This is a genomic window from Sphingobacterium lactis (genome assembly GCF_051951495.1).
In the GTDB taxonomy this organism is placed as follows: Bacteria; Bacteroidota; Bacteroidia; order Sphingobacteriales; family Sphingobacteriaceae; genus Sphingobacterium; species Sphingobacterium lactis_A.
In genome coordinates this window covers 187,728-206,790 of the sequence record NZ_JBNHAS010000005.1, presented here as the reverse complement: position 1 = coordinate 206,790, position 19,063 = coordinate 187,728, and the positions used below count along the sequence as shown (strand labels likewise).

Genomic DNA, 19,063 nt, shown 5'->3' with positions numbered 1-19,063 from the left:
TATCATGGCAAAAATTAAGATTACCCAGATAAAGAGCGTTATCGACAGAAGCGAGCGCCAAAAGAAAACTATTGAGGCTTTAGGTTTGAAACGTATCAACCACTCAGTAGAAGTTGAAGCTACAGCAGCTATCATTGGAATGGTTCGTAAAGTGAACCACCTTGTTGCTATAGAGTCAATCTAAGGAATTCTCAAATGGAAGGGATACTCACTATCCTTTCCATTTTGTTAATACTATTTACAAATTGTTATTTCCTGTTTAGTGAGAGCGAAGGGGTAACATAACTTACAAAAAAATGAACTTAAGTAATTTAAAACCAGCAGCTGGTTCAACAAAAAGCAGAAAACGTATTGGTCGTGGTCAAGGATCTGGTCGTGGTGGTACTTCCACTCGCGGTCACAAAGGTGCTGGATCTCGTTCTGGTAATTCGACTAAGATTGGTTTCGAAGGTGGTCAAATGCCTTTGCAACGTCGTGTGCCTAAGTTTGGTTTCAAAAACCCTAACCGTGTAGAGTACGTAGGTATCAACCTAGATGTATTACAAGGTTTGGTAGAGAAATACAACTTGACTTCAGTTGACTTTGATGCATTAAGAACTCACGGTTTAGTATCTAAGAATGATATCATCAAGATCTTAGGTCGTGGCGAGTTCACTGCTAAAGTAGAAGTGAAAGCACATGCATTTTCCGCTTCAGCTCAAAAAGCTATTGAAGCAGCAGGCGGTTCTATCGTAAAATTGTAATACTACATGAAGAAACTAATCACAACCTTAACCAATATATGGAAGATAGAAGAACTACGTAATCGTATTCTTAATACGTTACTTTTTCTTTTAATATATCGTGTCGGATGTCACGTGGTACTACCAGGTGTAAATCCAGACGCACTGGTACAACATAAGGAGGGTGGTAATGACATTCTAAACCTAATCAATATGTTCGCTGGGGGTTCATTCTCTCGTGCGGCAATTTTTGCGTTAGGGGTAATGCCTTACATCTCCGCATCTATCGTTGTGCAGCTATTGGGGATTGCTGTCCCTGCCTTCCAAAAGATGCAGAAAGAAGGAGAATCTGGTCGTAAGAAAATGACGCAGATTACACGTTACCTAACAGTAGCGATTACATTAGTTCAAGCAATTGCTTATGTGAAGACCCAAATCGGTCCTGAAGCTAAAACAATCGCTGACCCGATGTTCTCTATCCTTTCCGCTATCGTTTTGACAGCAGGTACTTTGTTTGTGATGTGGCTTGGTGAAAAAATTACCGATAAAGGTATTGGAAATGGTATCTCCCTAATCATTATGGCGGGTATCATCGCGCAATTACCAGCAGGTATTACCTCTGAGTGGGCATCTCGTATGAGCCCTTCAGGTGGTGGTCCAATTCCATTGTTATTAGAATTTGTTGCTTTATTCTTTGTCGTGATCTTTACGATCTTAATCGTTCAAGGTGTTCGTAAGATTCCTGTACAATACGCTAAGAAAATCGTTGGTAACAAACAGATCGGTGGAGTTCGTCAGTATATTCCGTTAAAGGTAAATGCTGCCGGTGTAATGCCAATTATCTTTGCTCAGGCAATTATGTTTTTGCCTATGTCTTTAACGCAGTTCTTTCCGAATGTGCAGTCAGACTTCTTAACGTCTTTGAGTAACTATACATCCGTTACGTATAACGTTGTATTTGCTTTGTTGATCATCGCATTTACATTCTTCTATACCGCGATTATGGTGAATCCTCAGCAGATGTCTGAAGACATGAAGAAAAACGGAGGTTTCATTCCAGGTGTTAAACCGGGCTATGAAACAAACTTATTTATTGATAACGTAATATCTCATATTACATTCCCTGGTGCAATTTTCGTAGCGATCATCGCTATCCTTCCAGCTATTGCAACCTTGTTTGGTGTGAACAACCAATTTGCACACTTCTACGGTGGTACATCCCTATTAATCTTAGTAGGTGTTGTATTGGATACCATCCAGCAGATTGAATCACATTTATTAATGCGTCACTATGATGGATTGATGAAAACAGGTCGTGTGAAAGGAAGAAGTACAGCAACAACAGTTGAGGGCTACGATCAATCAGCATTATAATTCGGATGTCGAAAGTATATTATAAAACAGTAGAAGAAATTGAGCAAGTGCGAGAGTCAGCAGATGTACTCTCGCAATTGCTTGCTGAAATTGCTGGTTTGGTGAAACCCGGTATTACCACGCTTTCACTTGACAAGTTTGCTTATGATTTCATTAAAGATCATAAAGGAACTCCAGCATTTTTGAACTATCATGGTTTCCCATACTCCTTGTGTATTTCTGTAAACGATCAAATCGTTCATGGTTTCCCAAGTGATTATGTGTTAAAAGATGGGGATATTGTTTCAGTAGATGGGGGGGTGGATCTGAATGGATTCATCAGTGATTCTGCTTATACTTTTGCTGTTGGCGAAATTAGTGCGGAAGCACAACAATTGCTTGATGTTACTAAGGCGTCCTTGTATGCCGGTATTGAACAAGCAGTTGCAGGAAAACGTGTAGGAGATATTTCTTCTGCTGTTCAGGAATACGTTGCTCCATACAAATACGGCATCGTTCGTGAATTGGTTGGACACGGGGTAGGTTTTCACTTACATGAAAAACCAGAAGTTCCAAATTATGGAAAACGCGGTTCTGGTCCTAAGTTGGAAGAAGGCTTGGTGATTTGTATCGAGCCGATGATCAACGCGGGAAAGAGTGGCGTTAAGTTTTGGGATGATGGATGGACGGTAAGTACAGTTGATGGGAAGCTGTCGGCACATTTTGAGCAGATGGTTGCCATCCGAAAAGGTGTCCCAGACGTGTTATTGAATTTTGAAGCAATAGAGAAAGTTTTGGATAAAAAGTAGTTGGTTTTCAATTATTTTTATTTATCTTTGCACTCCTGTTTGCGGGTTAATACATAAAATAATAAGGTATATATGGCTAAACAAGCCTCAATAGAACAAGACGGCATCATCAAAGAAGCGCTTTCGAATGCCATGTTTCGCGTAGAATTAGAGAATGGGCATGAGATCATTGCGCATATTTCTGGTAAAATGCGTATGCATTATATCAAGATTTTACCTGGAGACAAAGTAAAATTGGAAATGTCTCCTTATGATTTAACAAAAGGAAGAATTACATACCGCTATAAATAAGACGTAGTTTCTTCGAAATAGCTTTTTAAAAAATAACTCAAGATGAAAGTTAGAGCATCAATTAAAAAACGCAGTGCGGATTGTAAGATCATCCGTCGCAAAGGAAAAGTTTTCGTAATCAATAAAAAGAACCCAAAGTTTAAACAACGTCAGGGTTAATTTTAACATAATCGCTTAAGATATTATATGGCAAGGATCGCAGGTATAGATTTACCTAAAAACAAAAGAGGTGTTATTGGCCTTACCTATATTTTTGGTATTGGTCGTTCCACTGCTGCTTATATCCTAGAGAAAGCAGGCATCAGTGAAGACGTTAAGGTTCAAGAATGGGATGACGATCAGTTATCAGCTATTCGTACTATCATCAATGATGAAATCAAAGTAGAAGGAGCATTACGTTCTGAAGTACAATTGAACATTAAACGTTTGATGGATATTGGATGTTACCGTGGATTACGTCATCGTAAGCACCTTCCAGTTCGTGGACAACGTACTAAGAACAACTCACGTACCAGAAAAGGTAAACGTAAGACAGTTGCAAATAAGAAAAAAGCTACTAAATAATAAGTAAGAAATGGCTAAAAGTAAAAAAGTTACTAAAAAACGTATCGTAGTTATCGAGCCTGTTGGACAAGCTCATATCAACGCTACTTTTAACAACATCATCGTAACTTTGACGAATAATCAAGGTCAAACAATTTCATGGTCATCAGCTGGTAAAATGGGCTTCAAGGGTTCTAAAAAGAACACACCTTACGCTGCTTCACAAGCTGCTAACGACTGTGGTAAAGTTGCATATGACTTAGGATTACGTAAAGTTGAAGTTTTCGTAAAAGGTCCGGGTGCTGGACGTGAGTCGGCAATCCGTTCATTGCAAACTATTGGTATCGATGTAACAACCATTAAGGATATTACTCCACTTCCTCACAACGGTTGTCGTCCTCCAAAACGCAGAAGAGTTTAATAACATTATTGTTTAAGATAAGATTCATCAGCTATAGGCTGATAGATACTTCAAACAGCACAAGAAATGGCAAGATATACAGGACCTAAGTCCAAAATAGCTCGTAAATTTAGAGAGCCAATTTTCGGCCCAGATAAGGCTTTAGAAAAGAAAAACTACCCTCCTGGTCAACACGGACCATCTAAAAGAAGAGGTAAACAATCTGAATACGCAATTCAGTTGTTAGAAAAACAAAAAGCGAAATACACTTATGGCGTTTTAGAGCGTCAGTTCGCTAACCTATTTGTTAAAGCGGCAGCTAAACAAGGTGTTACAGGTGAAAACTTCTTGAAATTATTAGAAGCACGTTTAGATAACATCGTTTACCGTTTAGGAATTGCTCCTACGCGTTCTGCTGCTCGTCAATTAGTTTCCCACAAGCACATTACTGTTAACGGCAATGTTGTTAACATTCCATCATATAGTGTACGTCCAGGCGATGTAATCGCTGTACGCGAGCGCTCTCAAACTCTTGAGGCTATCACTAATTCGGTAGCTGGAAGAAAAATCAACAAATACGGTTGGTTAGAGTGGAATGCAAATGAGCTAAAAGGTACTTTCTTAAGCTACCCTGAGCGCGTTGATATTCCTGAGAACATTAAAGAAAACTTAATTGTAGAGTTATACTCTAAATAATAATCAATAACAACATGCATTGGCTAAGCTATGCATGTTGTTATTTTTCTCATATAGTAACAAACTTAAAAGAACATAAATGGCAATTTTAGCATTTCAAAGACCGGATAAAGTTATCATGCAGAAATCTACAGATTTTGATGGTACCTTCGAATTTCGTCCATTAGAGCCAGGTTTTGGAGTAACTATTGGTAATGCTTTACGCCGTATTTTATTGTCCTCACTAGAAGGATATGCAATTACGTCGGTAAGATTTTCAGGCGTATCGCACGAATTCTCTACCATTAAAGGTGTAGTAGAAGACGTTACGGAGATCATCTTAAACTTGAAACAAGTTCGTTTTAAGAAAACTGGTGAGCAAGGCGATAGCGAGAAGATCTTTGTAGTTATCAATGGCCAAGATCAATTCACTGCCGGTGATATCACGAAATTCTCCAACAACTTCTCAGTTCTAAACCCTGAATTGGTAATTTGTAACATGGATAGCTCGGTAACTGTTGAAGTTGAGCTAGCTGTAGCTAAGGGTCGTGGATATGTAAATGCGGAAGAGAACAAGGTAACTGATGGTCCAGTAGGTATGATCGCAATTGATTCGATTTATACACCGATCAAGAATGTTAAATACACCATTGAAAACTACCGTGTAGAACAAAAAACTGACTACGAGAAATTGTTGTTAGATATTTCTACTGATGGTTCTATTCACCCAGAAGAAGCTTTGAAAGAAGCTGCTAAGATCCTTATCCAACACTTCATGTTATTCTCTGATGAAAACATGTTGTTAGAGTCTCAAACTAAAGAAGAAACTAAAGTTGTAGACGAAGAGATTTTACATATGCGTAAGATCTTGAAAACTGAACTTGTTGATTTAGATCTTTCTGTTCGTGCATTGAACTGTTTGAAAGCTGCAGATATTCGCACATTAGCAGAATTGGTTACTTACGATGTAGCTGATATGTTGAAATTCCGCAACTTCGGTAAGAAATCTTTGAGTGAAATTCAAGAATTGGTTAAATCGAAAGGTTTATCATTCGGTATGAACTTGGCGAAATACAAGTTAGACGAAGAATAATTTAAATTACAATAATAAGCGACCTGTTGCGTAATTCCTCATTAGTAGCTTAAGAGCACTTGGAAATGAACGGTACGCACAAAAACAATTAAAAAAATGAGACACGGAAAAAAAGTTAATCACTTAGGCCGCACTGACAGTCACCGTAAGGCGATGTTAGCTAACATGGCGACGTCATTGATCAAACACAAACGTATTACTACTACTTTGGCTAAAGCTAAAGCATTACGTAAATATGTAGAGCCTTTGATTACTAAATCTAAAAACGACACTACTCACTCACGTCGTACGGTATTCGCTTACTTAAAAGACAAAGATGCTGTTACTATCTTGTTCCGCGAGGTTTCTGAGAAAGTGGCATCTCGTCCAGGTGGTTACACTCGTATCATCAAATTGGAAAACCGTTTAGGTGATAACGCGGAGATGGCATTCATCGAATTAGTAGACTACAACGAAGTTTATGGCAAAACTGCTAAAACTGAGAAGAAAACTACTCGCCGTCGTGGAGCTACTAAGAAAAAAGCTGATCAGCCTAAAGCTGAAGCTGCTGCTGCAAAAACAGCTACTGACGATTTAACAATCGTTGAAGGTATCGGTCCTAAAATTGCTGAAGTATTAGCAACTGCAGGTATCAGTACTTACGCTGAATTAGCAAAAACAGATGCTGAGAAAGTTAAAGAAATCTTAACTGAAGCTGGATCTAACTTCAACACTGCAGATCCTACTACTTGGGCTGAACAAGCACAATTAGCTGCAGATGGTAAATTCGAAGAATTAGAAAAACTTAAAGCCGAATTAGACGGTGGTAAAAAAGTTGACGAATAATATTCTCGATTTATAGAAAAAGTCCTCTTATTTAAGAGGACTTTTTTATTTTACAGCCTTTTAATCTTCTCATTTTTATTTTATTTGTACATTTGGACTTCTAAACTATTTCAATAAATTGCTCAAATCCATGGAACTTTTTAATGTTTATCCCTTAACTCCAATAAACATCGTTAGAGCTAAAGGATCCGCTGTTTGGGACGAACAGGGAAATGAATACTTAGATCTTTATGGCGGACATGCCGTAATTTCTATTGGTCATACGCATCCACATTATGTGGAGACTATCAGCAATCAATTAAATAAGATTGCTTTTTATTCAAACTCCGTATTGATTCCTATTCAGCGACAGTTGGCAGGTCAATTGGGTGATGTCTCTGGCAAATCTGATTACAGCTTGTTTCTTTGTAATTCAGGTGCTGAGGCCAATGAAAATGCCCTAAAGCTTGCCTCCTTCCATACCAATAGAAAGAAAGTGATTGCTTTTAGCAAATCCTTCCATGGACGTACATCTTTAGCCGTAGCAGCTACTGACAACCCAGCCATTGTAGCTCCGATAAATCAAACTGACAATGTGGTATTCTTACCATTCAATGATGAGGATGCTTTGACACAAGCTTTCGCAGCCTATGGCGAAGAAATTGCTGTTGTTATCATTGAAGGTATTCAAGGAGTTGGTGGTATTCGTGAAGCTTCCATTTCATTCCTTAAATTGATCCGTCAATTATGTGATCAATACGGATCGGTATTTATCGCAGATTCTGTTCAATGTGGTTATGGTAGAACAGGTACATTCTTCTCTCATGATTATTCAGGTGTTGATGCGGATATCTATTCCATGGCAAAGGGTATGGGTAATGGTTTTCCAATTGGCGGTATAGCCATCTCACCTAAATTTCAAGCATCTTTCGGTATGTTGGGTACAACATTCGGTGGTAACCACCTTGCATGTGCTGCTGCAGTTGCTGTTTTGGATGTCATGAAACAAGACAATTTAATGGACAATGCTGCGCAAGTAGGATCCTATCTGATTGAGGAGTTGAAGAAATTTGATAAAGTCTTAGAGGTGCGTGGTAGAGGACTTATGATCGGTATTGAACTTCCGACAGAATTAAGTCATGTGAAGAAAGACTTATTGATGATAAACAAGATTTTCACAGGTGAGGCAAAACCTAATGTTATTCGCTTATTGCCTGCACTAAATATAACCAAAGAAATAGCAGATCGTTTTTTAACTGCTTTTGATGAAAGATTAAAAGCTTAAGACTTATCCTATTATTTATATCTATGAAGAAGTTTTTTTCCGTAGCTGATGTCACTAATTTAAAGGAGATCGTAACTGAAGCATTAGCGCAAAAAGCAAATCCAAATGCTTTAGAAGAATTAGGAAAACATAAGACCTTAGGTCTTGTGTTCTTAAATCCATCCCTACGTACGCGTTTAAGCACGCAGAAGGCCGCCATGAACCTTGGCATGAACGTTATGGTCATGAACATGGATAAAGACGGCTGGGCGCTTGAAACACGCGATGGCGTAGTAATGAACGGTACGACTGTAGAGCACATCCGTGAGGCAGCTGCTGTGATGGGCGAATACTGTGATATCTTAGGATTAAGATCTTTCCCATCTCTGAAAGATAAAGAAGCAGATTATTCTGAAGATTTATTCAACAAATTCATCAAGTATTGTGCAGTTCCCGTTGTTTCTTTAGAAAGTGCAACGCGTCACCCACTTCAAAGCTTGACGGATTTAATCACCATTACGGAGTATAAAAAGAAAGATAAACCCAAGGTTGTTTTGGCATGGGCACCTCATGTTAAGGCCTTGCCTCAGGCGGTGCCTAATTCATTCGCAGAATGGATGTGTAAAGCGCAAGTGGAGGACATGGTCGATTTTACAATCGCACAGCCAGCGGGCTATGAGTTAAGTGAGGAGTTCACGAATGGAGCCACAATTACAACCAATTTGGAAGAAGCATTGCAAAATGCTGATTTTGTCTATGTAAAAAACTGGTCTTCCTTTAAAGAATATGGGGAAGTTTACCCCGTAAATGAAAATTGGATGATGGATAATGAGAAATTAAAAATCACCAATGATGCTAAGATCATGCATTGCCTTCCGGTACGTCGTGATCTGGAATTGTCATCTGAGATTTTAGATGGACCAAATTCCTTGGTAATCAAAGAAGCCAGCAATCGGGTATGGGCTGCACAGGTGGTGTTGAAAAGAATGTTGGAATCCTTGAAAAGTAAGTAATTCATGTCTGTATTAAATATTATAAAAATTGGAGGGAATGTTATTGATGATCCACAGCAGTTATCCCTGTTTTTGGAGAAATTCTCAGCATTACCCGGAAGAAAGATCTTAGTACACGGCGGTGGAAAGATTGCTACGCGTATTGCCCAAGATATGGGCATTGAAGCTAAGATGGTTGAAGGCAGAAGAATTACCGATGCTGCCATGCTCGATGTGGTGACAATGGTCTATGCCGGACTTACCAGCAAGAATATCGTAGCTGAATTGCAGAAAAACGATTGCAATGCTATTGGTCTTTGTGGAGCAGATGCTAATGTGATCAAAGCTGTTAAAAGACCTGTACGCGAAATCGACTATGGATTTGTTGGGGATATCCTAGCAGACTCCATCGATGGTCTTGCTATCAAGAAACTTTTGGAAGCAGAATTTATTCCTGTATTCTCCGCTATTACGCATAATGGACATGGCCAATTGTTGAATACCAATGCCGATACCATTGCATCTTCTTTAGCCGTAACCCTTTCCAATTTCTATGAAGTATCCTTGATCTACTGTTTTGATAAAAACGGGGTGTTAAGGGATGTTTCAGATGATCAATCGGTTATTGAAACCATACGATCATCCGAATTCGAACGATTGAAAGAGAACAAAGTGATTCACGATGGTATGATTCCTAAATTATACAATGCTTTTGAAGCCATATCAAGAGGGGTAAGCAATGTATACATTGGACATGCTAATAACCTTCATCTCTTCCAGCAACGGAAATTCGGAACTTGTTTGATTGCCTAAATCCTACAAACCATGAATAGAATAACCATTATCGGAGGTGGAAACATTGGATTATCATTAGCCAAAGGTCTAGTGAAATCTGGGTATTGCGATGCCCAATCCATCTGCATTACGCGTCGAAATCTAGCTTCCTTGGAAGAGGAAAAAGCTATGGGATTTCAAGTGAGTGATCAGAACAAACTCGCCATTGCCAAAGCAGATTTTGTTGTGTTGGCTATTTTGCCCCAACAGATCAAAAAGGTGATGGAAGAGATCTACCCCGTACTTAAGCCCAACCAAACCATTATTTCAGTAGCATCAGGTGTTACCTGTATGGATATCAAAGAAGTGTTAGGAACGGATAAGGTGGTTATTCGCGCGATGCCCAATACGGCAATTGCCATTGGACAATCCATGACCTGTATTGCGACAGATGAAGCTCCACAAGAAAAATTGGATGAAGTGAGTCGTATTTTTGAATCGGTAGGTTCTGTGGTTGTCATCAATGAGGATCTTATGACTTCTGCTACGGCGCTATGTGCTTGCGGAATTGCCTTTTTCCTGCGCAGTATTCGCGCCGCATCCCAAGGTGGGGTAGAAATAGGTTTCCATGCACATGATGCCTTAAAGATGGCTATACAGACCGCTAAAGGTGCAGCAGACCTGCTCTTACAGATGCAGACACATCCGGAAAGTGAAATCGATAAAGTTACTTCCCCGAAAGGCTGTACCATTGCCGGCTTAAATGAGATGGAGCACAATGGTTTCAGCTCCGCATTCATTAAAGGAATTAAATTATCAGCAAAAAAAGCTGGAGGATTATACAATGACTAATATCAACCAGCTCGTTGCAGAAAGCACCAAATTATTGGAAGAACTCATCCAAATCCCATCTTATAGTAGGGAGGAGGATAAGACGGCTGATTTAATTCAACAATTCTTAAACGACAAGCATATTCCCAGTGAGCGCATTGGCAATAATGTTATTGCTTACAATAAACATTATACCGCCAATAAGCCTAGCATTCTACTAAACTCTCATCACGACACGGTAAAACCAAATCCAGGTTATACCAAAGATCCTTTTACAGCAAGTATTAGTGATGGTAAGCTATATGGATTAGGCAGTAACGATGCCGGTGGATGCTTGGTGTCCTTAATTGCCTGCTTCTGTTATTTTTATAATGAAGAGGAATTACCCTTTAACCTTTGTCTTATTGCATCAGCAGAAGAAGAGGTGTCCGGCAAACAAGGAATAGAGGAGGCTTATAAACATGTTCCAGCTTGTTCATTTGCCATCGTTGGAGAACCAACTTTGTTGGAACTGGCGATAGCAGAGAAAGGTCTAATGGTCTTGGATTGCGAGGCCATAGGTGAATCTGGTCATGCCGCAAGAAATGAAGGCGTGAATGCGATTTATCAAGCTATGGATGATATACAATGGTTTCGTACGTATCAGTTTCCTAAGCAGTCTGAATACCTAGGGCCTGTTAAAATGAGTGTGACCATGATAGAGTCAGGATCACAACATAATGTAGTACCAGCGTCCTGCAAATATGTGGTCGATGTTCGGACAACGGATGTCTACAGCAATCTAGAAGTATTGGAAATCATTCAATCACAAGTGAAATCAACTATACAGGCACGCTCTACACGTTTGAATCCATCGTCCATTCCGCTGAACCATCCAGTTGTTCAATCTGGAATTACTTTAGGTAAGAAAACCTATGGTAGTCCTACGATGAGTGACCAGGCTTTATTACCCATTCCTTCCATTAAAGTAGGACCTGGAGATTCAGCAAGATCACATACAGCTGATGAGTTTATTTACTTGGAGGAGATAGATGCAGGTATTCGTTTTTATATTGCCCTGCTAATCGGAATAAAAGAAATAGAATAACATAAAAAAAAGCGCCTAGGCGCTTTTTTTTATAAGGTGATTTGTCTTTTTATACTTTCCTCTAAGGAGATAATGGTTTCTGTACGTTGAATACCTTTTAATCCTTGTATATCTTCGTTCAGAACTTTTCTTAAGTGAGAAGTGTCACGGCATACGATTTTTGCAAATGCACTGTACTGACCAGTACAATAATGAAGCTCTACTACTTCTTTAACCTGTTTCAACTGTTCTACAGCATCTGCATATTGTGATCCTTTCTCCAAATAAATACCTAAAAAGGCAGTAATATCAAAACCAACCTTCTGCGGGTTGATAATTAGATTAGATCCTTTGATAATGCCTAATTCTTCCATCTTTTTCATGCGAACATGAATAGTTCCACCGGAAACAATCAGTTTTTTCGCAATCTCGGTATATGGGATGCTTGCATCTTCCATCAGGATGGATAAAATTTGGACATCTAGGTTATCTAAATCGTAATTTGAATAGTTTTTCTCCATAAAAATGGTGTTTACTTGTAATTAAAATAGTCTATTTTTAAAAATATCTAAAAAATAAAGAAGTATTTTAAATATTTTGTCTAAAATTATAAATATGTTTTAATAAAATGATGAATTTATTGTCGATTCTTCATCTTTATCCCTTCAAAATAACATGGAATTATAATTAGAAATGAATTGAAGCTCCTCGCCAGAAGGACTTTCTCCTAATTATTCGCAACCGGTATCCATAGGTTATTCGTAATTTTTCAAAAATAATAACATTCTTTGGTATATTAATAATCAATTGATAAAATATTGTCATTTTTTTTAACATTTTTACATTATCTTTTTCCCACAAACTTTTCCTCATTAATTTTGTACTTTCGAATTACCCTATTCAATGCGCTATGAGAGAAGATGATGTAAAGATTTCCCGTAAAAAACCCATTTTTCCAGTTGGCCCTGGTCTTCATAAATATTTGAAGGCATATCAACGAGATGCCAAGTTACCGTTGGCCTATCGGGATCTCCTCAATTTTCATGAGACCATCCCTTCTGTTGATAAAAATGGAGTCGATACCTTATGGGAAATTCCATTATATCCACCTCATGTGCAGGATCAACTCTACGATCAATTGAAAATTGTCTATGCGCAACTGAAGGCTTCTGGAAATACCCGAATTGTTCAACATAAGGTGATCGAAAAAATTGAATTTTGTGCCTTTGGCAATACCCACCCTTTTCGAATCAAAATCGTTAATCGCCTCAATGATGTCTACGATTATTTCTATATCAAACAGGCAGATGCATCCCGTATTTATGGTCTGGAACTGGAGGAAATCCTGTCTCCTAACCAGGTGAACTATATCTACGATTTAGATACCCTTGTTGAAGAACATATTGTCGGCATTCCAGGGGATGTGTTTAGTAAGGATCGCATCTTTTCACCTGACTACAACCAAACCAGGATAGCAAAGGAGTTTGTCAAGTTTAATGAACGGTGCATCATCTCCATGTTGGGCGATATGCGCGCTTATAATTTCGTCATGCAGATAACCCCAGACTTTGATGATTTTCAGTTTAGAATTCGCGCTATCGACTTTGATCAGCAGTTTTACGAAGGAAATATTAAAGTCTATATGCCGCAGTTTTTCAAAGAGAATTTGCCCTACGTAAAAATGTCCATGGAGCACCTCAATGAAAAAACAGTTTTGCAATATCAACAAGAAGAGCGATCATCCATCGTGCATCGGGTTCGAAGTGAAAGGCATCGGATTAAAGACCTTCGTGATGCTTCGAAGACGCAACAATTGTCTACCCCAGAAAACATTCAACGTTTAAAAGAAAGTTATGCGAAATATTACAACAATGAGAAATACCAACAATGTAAATCCATGACGGATATTATTGAGTTAAATGTCAAGAACGTGATTCGCCAAGTTCAGTTATAAGGTGTATTTTATTTTACGCGCTTTTGATTATCCTTGACAAATGCTTCCCAACCTGAATAGGATTTACCAGCAGCACTGCTGTTTTGTTGAAAAGAATGACATACAGCAACCGCCAAGCCGTCGGTAGCATCTAAGAACTCAGGAGTTTCTTTAAAACCTAATAAGGTTTGCAACATCGCTGCTACTTGCTCCTTGCTGGCGTTACCATTTCCAGTTACGGATTGTTTGATCTTTCTTGGTGAATATTCAAAGATGGGGATATCCGAATTTAATGCTGCAGCCATCGCTACACCTTGTGCTCGTCCTAATTTGAGCATCACTTGAATATTCTTCCCGTAGAAGGGCGCTTCTAAAGCTACACAGTCCGGATTGTATTGTTCAATTAAGGCAGAGGTCTTCTTGAAGATGCGCTGTAATTTTAAACCATGGTCATCCAAATGCCCCATTTTAATCACTCCTAAAGTCACCAAACTGATCTTTTTGCCTACTTCCTTAACAATACCATATCCTAACACCACTGTGCCCGGGTCTATACCCAATATGATCCGTTCCTTCGCCTTCTCTTTTTGCATGCTACAATATTACGATTTTCTAAACATTGCAGATTAAAAACAGTTATTAATTAAAAATTCACTAAAATTGTGCTTTCTAATTCCAAATTGACAAAGACTCAGCGTAAATATCTCAATATTCTGATAAAATTGGCCATCGTGGCACTTGCCATGTGGTTTGTCATATCTAAGGTTAGCAATCAAAAAAACTTACAGGAATTTCAGCAGCTGATTAATAAAATCGATCCAACAACCATGCGTATTATTATCGTAGTGGTAGTCCTATTGATGTTTGTTAACTGGTTTTTAGAAGTTGTCAAATGGCAATTCCTGATTCGTAAAATTGAAAAGCTTAGTATCTGGAAAGCCACCAAATCGGTGTTTTGTGGATTAACCTGGGCCATCTTTACCCCAAACCGAATAGGGGAGTATGGTGGACGGATTATGTTGCTTAAACCAGAAAATAGAGCAGTAGGTGCCGTATCCATGGGTGTGGGCTTGTTCGGTCAATTGGTTCTTACCTCCGTTTTTGGAGCATTAAGTATAGCCTGGTTTGTCACTACTTTTATCGATGTACCTGCTTCGGTTGATTTTGGAATCTGGATTCTAGCCATTATTTATGCGCTAGCATTTGTCATCTTGTATTTCAATGTTTCTTGGATTGATTACCTTGTAGGTAAGGTTAAATTCCTCAAGAAAATCAAACCCTTTTTCGCTGTCTTGGAAGATTACACAACGAAAGAGTTAGCCTATGTTTTATGGTTATCCGCTTTCCGATTTGCCATATTTACTTCCCAATATATCATTCTCATGTTGATCATTTTGCCAGACTTGCCTTTGGTTTCCATGGTTCTTATGATCTTTATCATGTTTTTTGTCCAATCTGCTCTTCCAACCTTGGATATTTTTGATTTTAGTGTACGTAGTTTTGTAGCTAGTAATTTGTATGCGTATATTACAACCCAAGAAATCGCGGTCATGGCAATTGTGTCCTTTGTTTGGTTTGTGAACTTGATCTTTCCCGCCATTATCGGTGCTTTTTTTGTCTTAAATGTGAATTACATTGGTGATAATAAATCTTAGTTATTTTTTATTTATCATGACCATGGTCTACGTGGTCCTGGTACTTTATATGCGTAATGGATGGATGAAAATTCCTTATTTTCATCTTAAACCGATAACCTTCAACAGCAAGGTTACGGTGATTATTGCTGCACGGAATGAAGAAGAAAATATAGGTAGAACCTTAGATTGCCTGATGGCACAAGATTACCCTAAGGATCTGCTGGAAATAATCGTGGTGGATGATCATTCCAATGATCAAACCGGTAATATCGTTCGAGGCTATGCTAATCGTGGTGTAGACCTGATTACCCTGAATGAAGGGAATAAGCTGAATTCCTATAAGAAATTTGCTATTAATAAAGCTATTGTTGCCTCTAAGGGAGACATCATTATTACTACGGATGCAGACTGTAGAATGGGGCCACAATGGATCAGTACCATCATACAATGTATGGAAACAGAGGGAAAGGATATGCTTTCTTCACCTGTTTGCTACCATGAAGAGAAGTCCTATTTCGAACGTTTGCAAACCTTAGAATTTCTTTACCTGATTGGCTTAGGAGCCGCAGGTATAGGTAATGGCAACCCAACAACATGTAATGGAGCTAACCTTGCCTATAGAAAGGACTTGTTTCTGGAAATGGGCGGTTTTAAAGGAATAGATGATTTAGCTTCAGGAGATGATGAGCTCTTGCTCCATAAAGTGGCGGAATCCAGGCCACATGTTATCGGTTTTTGTAAATCCAGAGCAGCTATCGTTTATACGGAAGCAAAGGAAAATTTAAAGTCCTTCCTTAGTCAGCGAAAACGTTGGGCCTCTAAAAGCACCAAGTATAAGGATAAGAAAGTGGTGGTTTTAGGTATTGCGATCTGGCTTTTTAACCTGGCTTTTTTGTTAAGTCTCCTGTTGTTTGGAAGGCAAGGCGAGGACGGAAGAACCCTTGTCCTTTTATCTCTTCTCTTTAAATTCCTAATCGAACTGGTGTTTTTATACCCAGTGATGAAATTTGCAAACCGTAGAGAATTACTGTTCAACCTACCATTATTGACTATAATCCACCCAATATATTTGGTTTACATCGGAATTATTGGAAATATAGGAAAATACGATTGGAAAGGTAGAACGGTGAAATAGCCGTTCTAATTTTCTTCTTTCACACGTAATCGAATAGCGTCTTCAGCCTTTTTCACGATTTCCTCTGGATTTAACCCTTCTATATCGATTGGATCCAATACTTCCCAGGTCATATGCGTAAATGGTCTTAGAGGAAAGGAACCATATTCTACCATTTTATATGAGCCATTAATAGCTACGGGAACCACTAAAGCATTGGGGTTTTTCTTTAACAATGTAGCAATTCCACCTACCGAAAAAGATTTCATTTTACCAGTCTTGGTTCTTGTACCTTCAGGAAAAATGAAAGCTGACCAATTATGTTGTTTCATGTTATTGGCCAATTTCAAAATCTCTGCTATAGATTGTTTCGGATCCTTACGGTCAATATTTGCCGCTCCACCATGTTTCAGGTTGAAAGAGATGCTTGGAATACCAGCAGTCAACAATTCAACTTTACTGATGAACTTAGCATGAAATCTTCTCAAAAAGTAAATCATCGGTGGGATATCATACGTACTTTGGTGATTCGCAACGAAAACGATAGGTCTTCCCAAGGGTAAATTTTTATTGTCGATGAATTGTGTACGGTTGAATAAGGTATAGTTACAAGCCACCAATAAACCATTAAGAATATCCACACTTTTTTTATGCGCTGAATAACCGCCGAATTTCAAACATAACCATTGGATGGGATGAAAAATGATAAGCGATAAGCCAAAACAAAGGTAAAATATAGGGGTTAGGAAATATCCAAGTACTTTTCTCATGTTCGATTAAAATTGTGCAAATATACATATTTGAAAATGGTTGGGAATTTTTTGTTTCCATATACAAAGCAATCAACTAGATACTGAAACAATGCCTCTTTTATTCGCCTTCGCATAGGTAAAATTCGCATCTTGAAGATAGTAAATTTTTAGGTTTTTCAAGACAAGCTTTCTTGCACCTTTTCCTTTACACTTTCCCCTTTCTCCTTTCCACTTTCTCCTTTTTCCTTTCCACTTTCTGTTGTCTTTTGTCTGTAGTCTCTTCGTCTCTCACAGGGGTTAGATTCGAGAACCCTTCGGATCTCCTTCGGAACTTGTTCGGATCTCCTTCGGATCTCGTTCGGTTCCGACCGAACGAGATCCGAAGGAGATCCTTGTCAGATCCCTAGAAATTCCCTAGGCGTCTCGAAGCAATATCATCCTATTTACGAAGCAATACCTACTCAAAAACGAGCATATATTAATTGAAATTTGTTCTGTATTGCTTTTCTAATTATAACACAGTAAAAGAATCCCAAAGGTAAGATGAAGAGACTTTTTGGAAAACAAGGTTTTCTTAGCATGAAGAGGTTTGCTTAATGCAAATTATCTTAGTTAATGAAATATTATTGATTAAAATTTTAATATTATTAAAATGATGTTTAAATTTATTAAAAATTATATTTATAAAATGAAATTTCCATTGCATTGTCCAGCCTGTAATCAGGAAATGACCGTTGTTAAGCTACATTGTGAGAGCTGTCAAACAGAAGTTACAGGACGTTTTGCTTTACCCTTGTTTATGCAGTTGGATGCCGATGAACAAGATTTCATTCTTCAATTTTTATTGGATTCCGGTAGTCTAAAGGAGATGGCAAATAAAATGGGGAAAAGCTATCCTACAGTACGGAATAAGTTGGATGAATTAATCGAAAAAGTTAAAAGTTTACAAGTATAAGTTATGCGTTTCGAAGAAAAACAAAATATGATCAGCCCCTGGATATTAATCATCATGGCTGTGGTATTTGGGAGCATTATTTATCCGCATATAAATGATCTAGAAAGCATTTGGAAAGATCCAGGTTTTTATATCTTATTTGTGGTGTTTGGTCTTTTATTTTTGATGAATCTAACTACACGATATGATGAAGAAGGTATTTACATCAATTTTATTCCATTGGTTTGGAATAAGCGGATTAGTTGGAAAGAGATTCAGTATGCACGATTGGAGACCTATGGACTATTTGATTACGGTGGTTGGGGATACCGTATGGGAAAATCGGGAACTGCCATTACAGCAAAGGGGAAATATGGTATGAAGATAGCCTTGATGTCCGGGAAATCCCTGTTGATAGGGACACAACATCCAGAAGAAATACAACGAATTATAAACCATTATTTACCAATTGAAAATGAAAGCTAAGCTCTGGAAGCGAATTTTTTATCCCTTTGAACACAATACCAGTAATGCGTTATTGGTTGTGGGCATTCTGGGGTATTTAGGCTTAAGTCTATTGGGGAGTCAATGGGATTTTATTTCTGATGGCATTATACAGATGCACAGTAGTAAACCAAGAGCACTATGGCAAGTCCTTATCAATAATGCAATCAATAGTTTTAGCTTAAGTGTGCTGTTATTTTTGCTAGCGCGATTGGTTTACAGCAAAACACGATATATAGATGTCTTGACGGTGGTGTTAATCAGTCAACTTTGCTTGCTTATCAATGGGCTGTTGTTGTTTAACCCGGCTCAACAAGCAGCACAAAAAGATTTGATTCCGATCATTCTTAAAGGCGATTTCACGCTGAACGAAATTCAAGTCAATCAGTTTGTTTGGATGACCATATTGGGGATTTTAGCCCTGGTTTTTATCTTTTACTTTTTTGTGCTCTTAATTCAAGGTATGAAAATTGCCATGAATTCAAAGAAAGGCTATCATGCGGTATTTATTATCGTATTTACGCTTTTACTGGATATAATATTATGGATCGTAAGACCTTATTTAGGATAGA

At 38.3% G+C, this 19,063-nt stretch carries 25 protein-coding genes; 22 read left to right on the top strand and 3 right to left on the bottom strand.

The window, feature by feature from the left end:
* Positions 1 to 4: 4 nt before the first annotated feature.
* The 16 genes from rpmD to ACP6L2_RS16325 all read left to right on the top strand — a co-directional run bounded on the left by rpmD (position 5) and on the right by ACP6L2_RS16325 (position 11,638).
* A complete protein-coding gene (rpmD, locus tag ACP6L2_RS16400) occupies positions 5 to 184 on the top strand; it encodes a 50S ribosomal protein L30 (RefSeq protein WP_344675052.1) in 180 nt (59 codons plus the stop codon).
* A 112-nt stretch (positions 185 to 296) separates the two neighbouring features.
* On the top strand, positions 297 to 743 hold the full coding sequence (rplO, locus tag ACP6L2_RS16395; RefSeq protein ID WP_440510358.1) for a 50S ribosomal protein L15: 447 nt from the start codon (positions 297 to 299) through the stop codon (positions 741 to 743).
* A 6-nt stretch (positions 744 to 749) separates the two neighbouring features.
* Positions 750 to 2,096, top strand: coding sequence for a preprotein translocase subunit SecY (gene secY / locus ACP6L2_RS16390; RefSeq protein WP_344675050.1), 1,347 nt, complete (start codon positions 750 to 752; stop codon positions 2,094 to 2,096).
* Between the two features lie 5 nt (positions 2,097 to 2,101).
* Complete coding sequence (map, locus tag ACP6L2_RS16385; protein WP_344675049.1) at positions 2,102 to 2,884, top strand: type I methionyl aminopeptidase; 783 nt, start codon at positions 2,102 to 2,104, stop codon at positions 2,882 to 2,884.
* Positions 2,885 to 2,956: 72 nt separating this feature from the next.
* On the top strand, positions 2,957 to 3,175 hold the full coding sequence (infA, locus tag ACP6L2_RS16380; protein ID WP_021071231.1) for a translation initiation factor IF-1: 219 nt from the start codon (positions 2,957 to 2,959) through the stop codon (positions 3,173 to 3,175).
* A gap of 42 nt (positions 3,176 to 3,217) precedes the next feature.
* On the top strand, positions 3,218 to 3,334 hold the full coding sequence (gene ykgO, locus ACP6L2_RS16375) for a type B 50S ribosomal protein L36 (RefSeq protein ID WP_013665024.1): 117 nt from the start codon (positions 3,218 to 3,220) through the stop codon (positions 3,332 to 3,334).
* A gap of 27 nt (positions 3,335 to 3,361) precedes the next feature.
* On the top strand, positions 3,362 to 3,739 hold the full coding sequence (gene rpsM, locus ACP6L2_RS16370; protein WP_344675048.1) for a 30S ribosomal protein S13: 378 nt from the start codon (positions 3,362 to 3,364) through the stop codon (positions 3,737 to 3,739).
* Between the two features lie 10 nt (positions 3,740 to 3,749).
* Positions 3,750 to 4,139 carry a 30S ribosomal protein S11 gene (gene rpsK, locus ACP6L2_RS16365; RefSeq protein ID WP_149524846.1) on the top strand — a complete coding sequence of 130 codons (390 nt, stop codon included), beginning with the start codon at positions 3,750 to 3,752 and terminating at the stop codon, positions 4,137 to 4,139.
* A gap of 66 nt (positions 4,140 to 4,205) precedes the next feature.
* Entirely contained in the window at positions 4,206 to 4,814 is a 609-nt protein-coding gene (gene rpsD / locus ACP6L2_RS16360; RefSeq protein WP_440510357.1) for a 30S ribosomal protein S4, read from the top strand.
* 79 nt (positions 4,815 to 4,893) lie between these two features.
* Complete coding sequence (locus ACP6L2_RS16355; protein WP_440510356.1) at positions 4,894 to 5,886, top strand: DNA-directed RNA polymerase subunit alpha; 993 nt, start codon at positions 4,894 to 4,896, stop codon at positions 5,884 to 5,886.
* 96 nt (positions 5,887 to 5,982) lie between these two features.
* Positions 5,983 to 6,711, top strand: a complete 729-nt coding sequence (gene rplQ, locus ACP6L2_RS16350; RefSeq protein WP_440510355.1) for a 50S ribosomal protein L17 — start codon at positions 5,983 to 5,985, stop codon at positions 6,709 to 6,711.
* A 130-nt stretch (positions 6,712 to 6,841) separates the two neighbouring features.
* Positions 6,842 to 7,975 carry an aspartate aminotransferase family protein gene (locus tag ACP6L2_RS16345; protein WP_440510354.1) on the top strand — a complete coding sequence of 378 codons (1,134 nt, stop codon included), beginning with the start codon at positions 6,842 to 6,844 and terminating at the stop codon, positions 7,973 to 7,975.
* Positions 7,976 to 7,998: 23 nt separating this feature from the next.
* On the top strand, positions 7,999 to 8,967 hold the full coding sequence (locus tag ACP6L2_RS16340; RefSeq protein WP_440510353.1) for an acetylornithine carbamoyltransferase: 969 nt from the start codon (positions 7,999 to 8,001) through the stop codon (positions 8,965 to 8,967).
* Positions 8,968 to 8,970: 3 nt separating this feature from the next.
* Positions 8,971 to 9,759: an acetylglutamate kinase gene (argB, locus tag ACP6L2_RS16335; RefSeq protein WP_440510352.1), complete on the top strand. Its 789-nt coding sequence runs from the start codon at positions 8,971 to 8,973 to the stop codon at positions 9,757 to 9,759.
* Positions 9,760 to 9,771: 12 nt separating this feature from the next.
* A complete protein-coding gene (gene proC / locus ACP6L2_RS16330; RefSeq protein ID WP_440510351.1) occupies positions 9,772 to 10,572 on the top strand; it encodes a pyrroline-5-carboxylate reductase in 801 nt (266 codons plus the stop codon).
* Complete coding sequence (locus tag ACP6L2_RS16325; protein ID WP_440510350.1) at positions 10,565 to 11,638, top strand: M20 family metallo-hydrolase; 1,074 nt, start codon at positions 10,565 to 10,567, stop codon at positions 11,636 to 11,638. The genes proC and ACP6L2_RS16325 overlap by 8 nt, the downstream gene beginning before the upstream one ends.
* Positions 11,639 to 11,667: 29 nt before the next feature.
* On the opposite strand, the gene ACP6L2_RS16320 is transcribed toward ACP6L2_RS16325, so the two are convergent.
* Positions 11,668 to 12,138, bottom strand: coding sequence for an Lrp/AsnC ligand binding domain-containing protein (locus tag ACP6L2_RS16320; RefSeq protein WP_344675039.1), 471 nt, complete (start codon positions 12,136 to 12,138; stop codon positions 11,668 to 11,670).
* Between the two features lie 389 nt (positions 12,139 to 12,527).
* On the opposite strand from ACP6L2_RS16320, the gene ACP6L2_RS16315 reads away from it, so the two are divergent.
* The gene (locus ACP6L2_RS16315) at positions 12,528 to 13,571 is read left to right on the top strand and encodes a hypothetical protein (protein ID WP_440510349.1); all 1,044 of its coding nucleotides are present in this window, start codon (positions 12,528 to 12,530) and stop codon (positions 13,569 to 13,571) included.
* An 8-nt stretch (positions 13,572 to 13,579) separates the two neighbouring features.
* Here the strand turns inward: ACP6L2_RS16315 and ruvC are convergent, their stop codons facing one another.
* Positions 13,580 to 14,143, bottom strand: coding sequence for a crossover junction endodeoxyribonuclease RuvC (gene ruvC / locus ACP6L2_RS16310; RefSeq protein ID WP_344675037.1), 564 nt, complete (start codon positions 14,141 to 14,143; stop codon positions 13,580 to 13,582).
* An 87-nt stretch (positions 14,144 to 14,230) separates the two neighbouring features.
* Between ruvC and ACP6L2_RS16305 the strand changes: the two genes are divergently transcribed.
* Together ACP6L2_RS16305 and ACP6L2_RS16300 are read left to right on the top strand one after the other, a co-directional pair.
* Positions 14,231 to 15,205 carry a lysylphosphatidylglycerol synthase domain-containing protein gene (locus ACP6L2_RS16305; protein WP_440510348.1) on the top strand — a complete coding sequence of 325 codons (975 nt, stop codon included), beginning with the start codon at positions 14,231 to 14,233 and terminating at the stop codon, positions 15,203 to 15,205.
* 16 nt (positions 15,206 to 15,221) lie between these two features.
* Positions 15,222 to 16,322, top strand: a complete 1,101-nt coding sequence (locus ACP6L2_RS16300) for a glycosyltransferase family 2 protein (RefSeq protein WP_440510347.1) — start codon at positions 15,222 to 15,224, stop codon at positions 16,320 to 16,322.
* Positions 16,323 to 16,327: 5 nt separating this feature from the next.
* On the opposite strand, the gene ACP6L2_RS16295 is transcribed toward ACP6L2_RS16300, so the two are convergent.
* Complete coding sequence (locus ACP6L2_RS16295; protein WP_440510346.1) at positions 16,328 to 17,071, bottom strand: lysophospholipid acyltransferase family protein; 744 nt, start codon at positions 17,069 to 17,071, stop codon at positions 16,328 to 16,330.
* 670 nt (positions 17,072 to 17,741) lie between these two features.
* Here ACP6L2_RS16295 and ACP6L2_RS16290 point away from each other — a divergent pair.
* Genes ACP6L2_RS16290 through ACP6L2_RS16280 form a run of 3 tightly spaced genes read left to right on the top strand, consistent with a single transcriptional unit; the run spans position 17,742 to position 19,062 of the window.
* Entirely contained in the window at positions 17,742 to 18,008 is a 267-nt protein-coding gene (locus ACP6L2_RS16290; protein ID WP_344675033.1) for a DUF2089 family protein, read from the top strand.
* Positions 18,009 to 18,011: 3 nt separating this feature from the next.
* Positions 18,012 to 18,473 (top strand): hypothetical protein, encoded by a 462-nt coding sequence (locus ACP6L2_RS16285; protein WP_440510345.1) that lies wholly within the window; start codon positions 18,012 to 18,014, stop codon positions 18,471 to 18,473.
* Positions 18,463 to 19,062: a hypothetical protein gene (locus ACP6L2_RS16280; RefSeq protein WP_440510344.1), complete on the top strand. Its 600-nt coding sequence runs from the start codon at positions 18,463 to 18,465 to the stop codon at positions 19,060 to 19,062. Before ACP6L2_RS16285 ends, ACP6L2_RS16280 begins: the two co-directional genes overlap by 11 nt.
* Position 19,063: the final 1 nt, after the last annotated feature.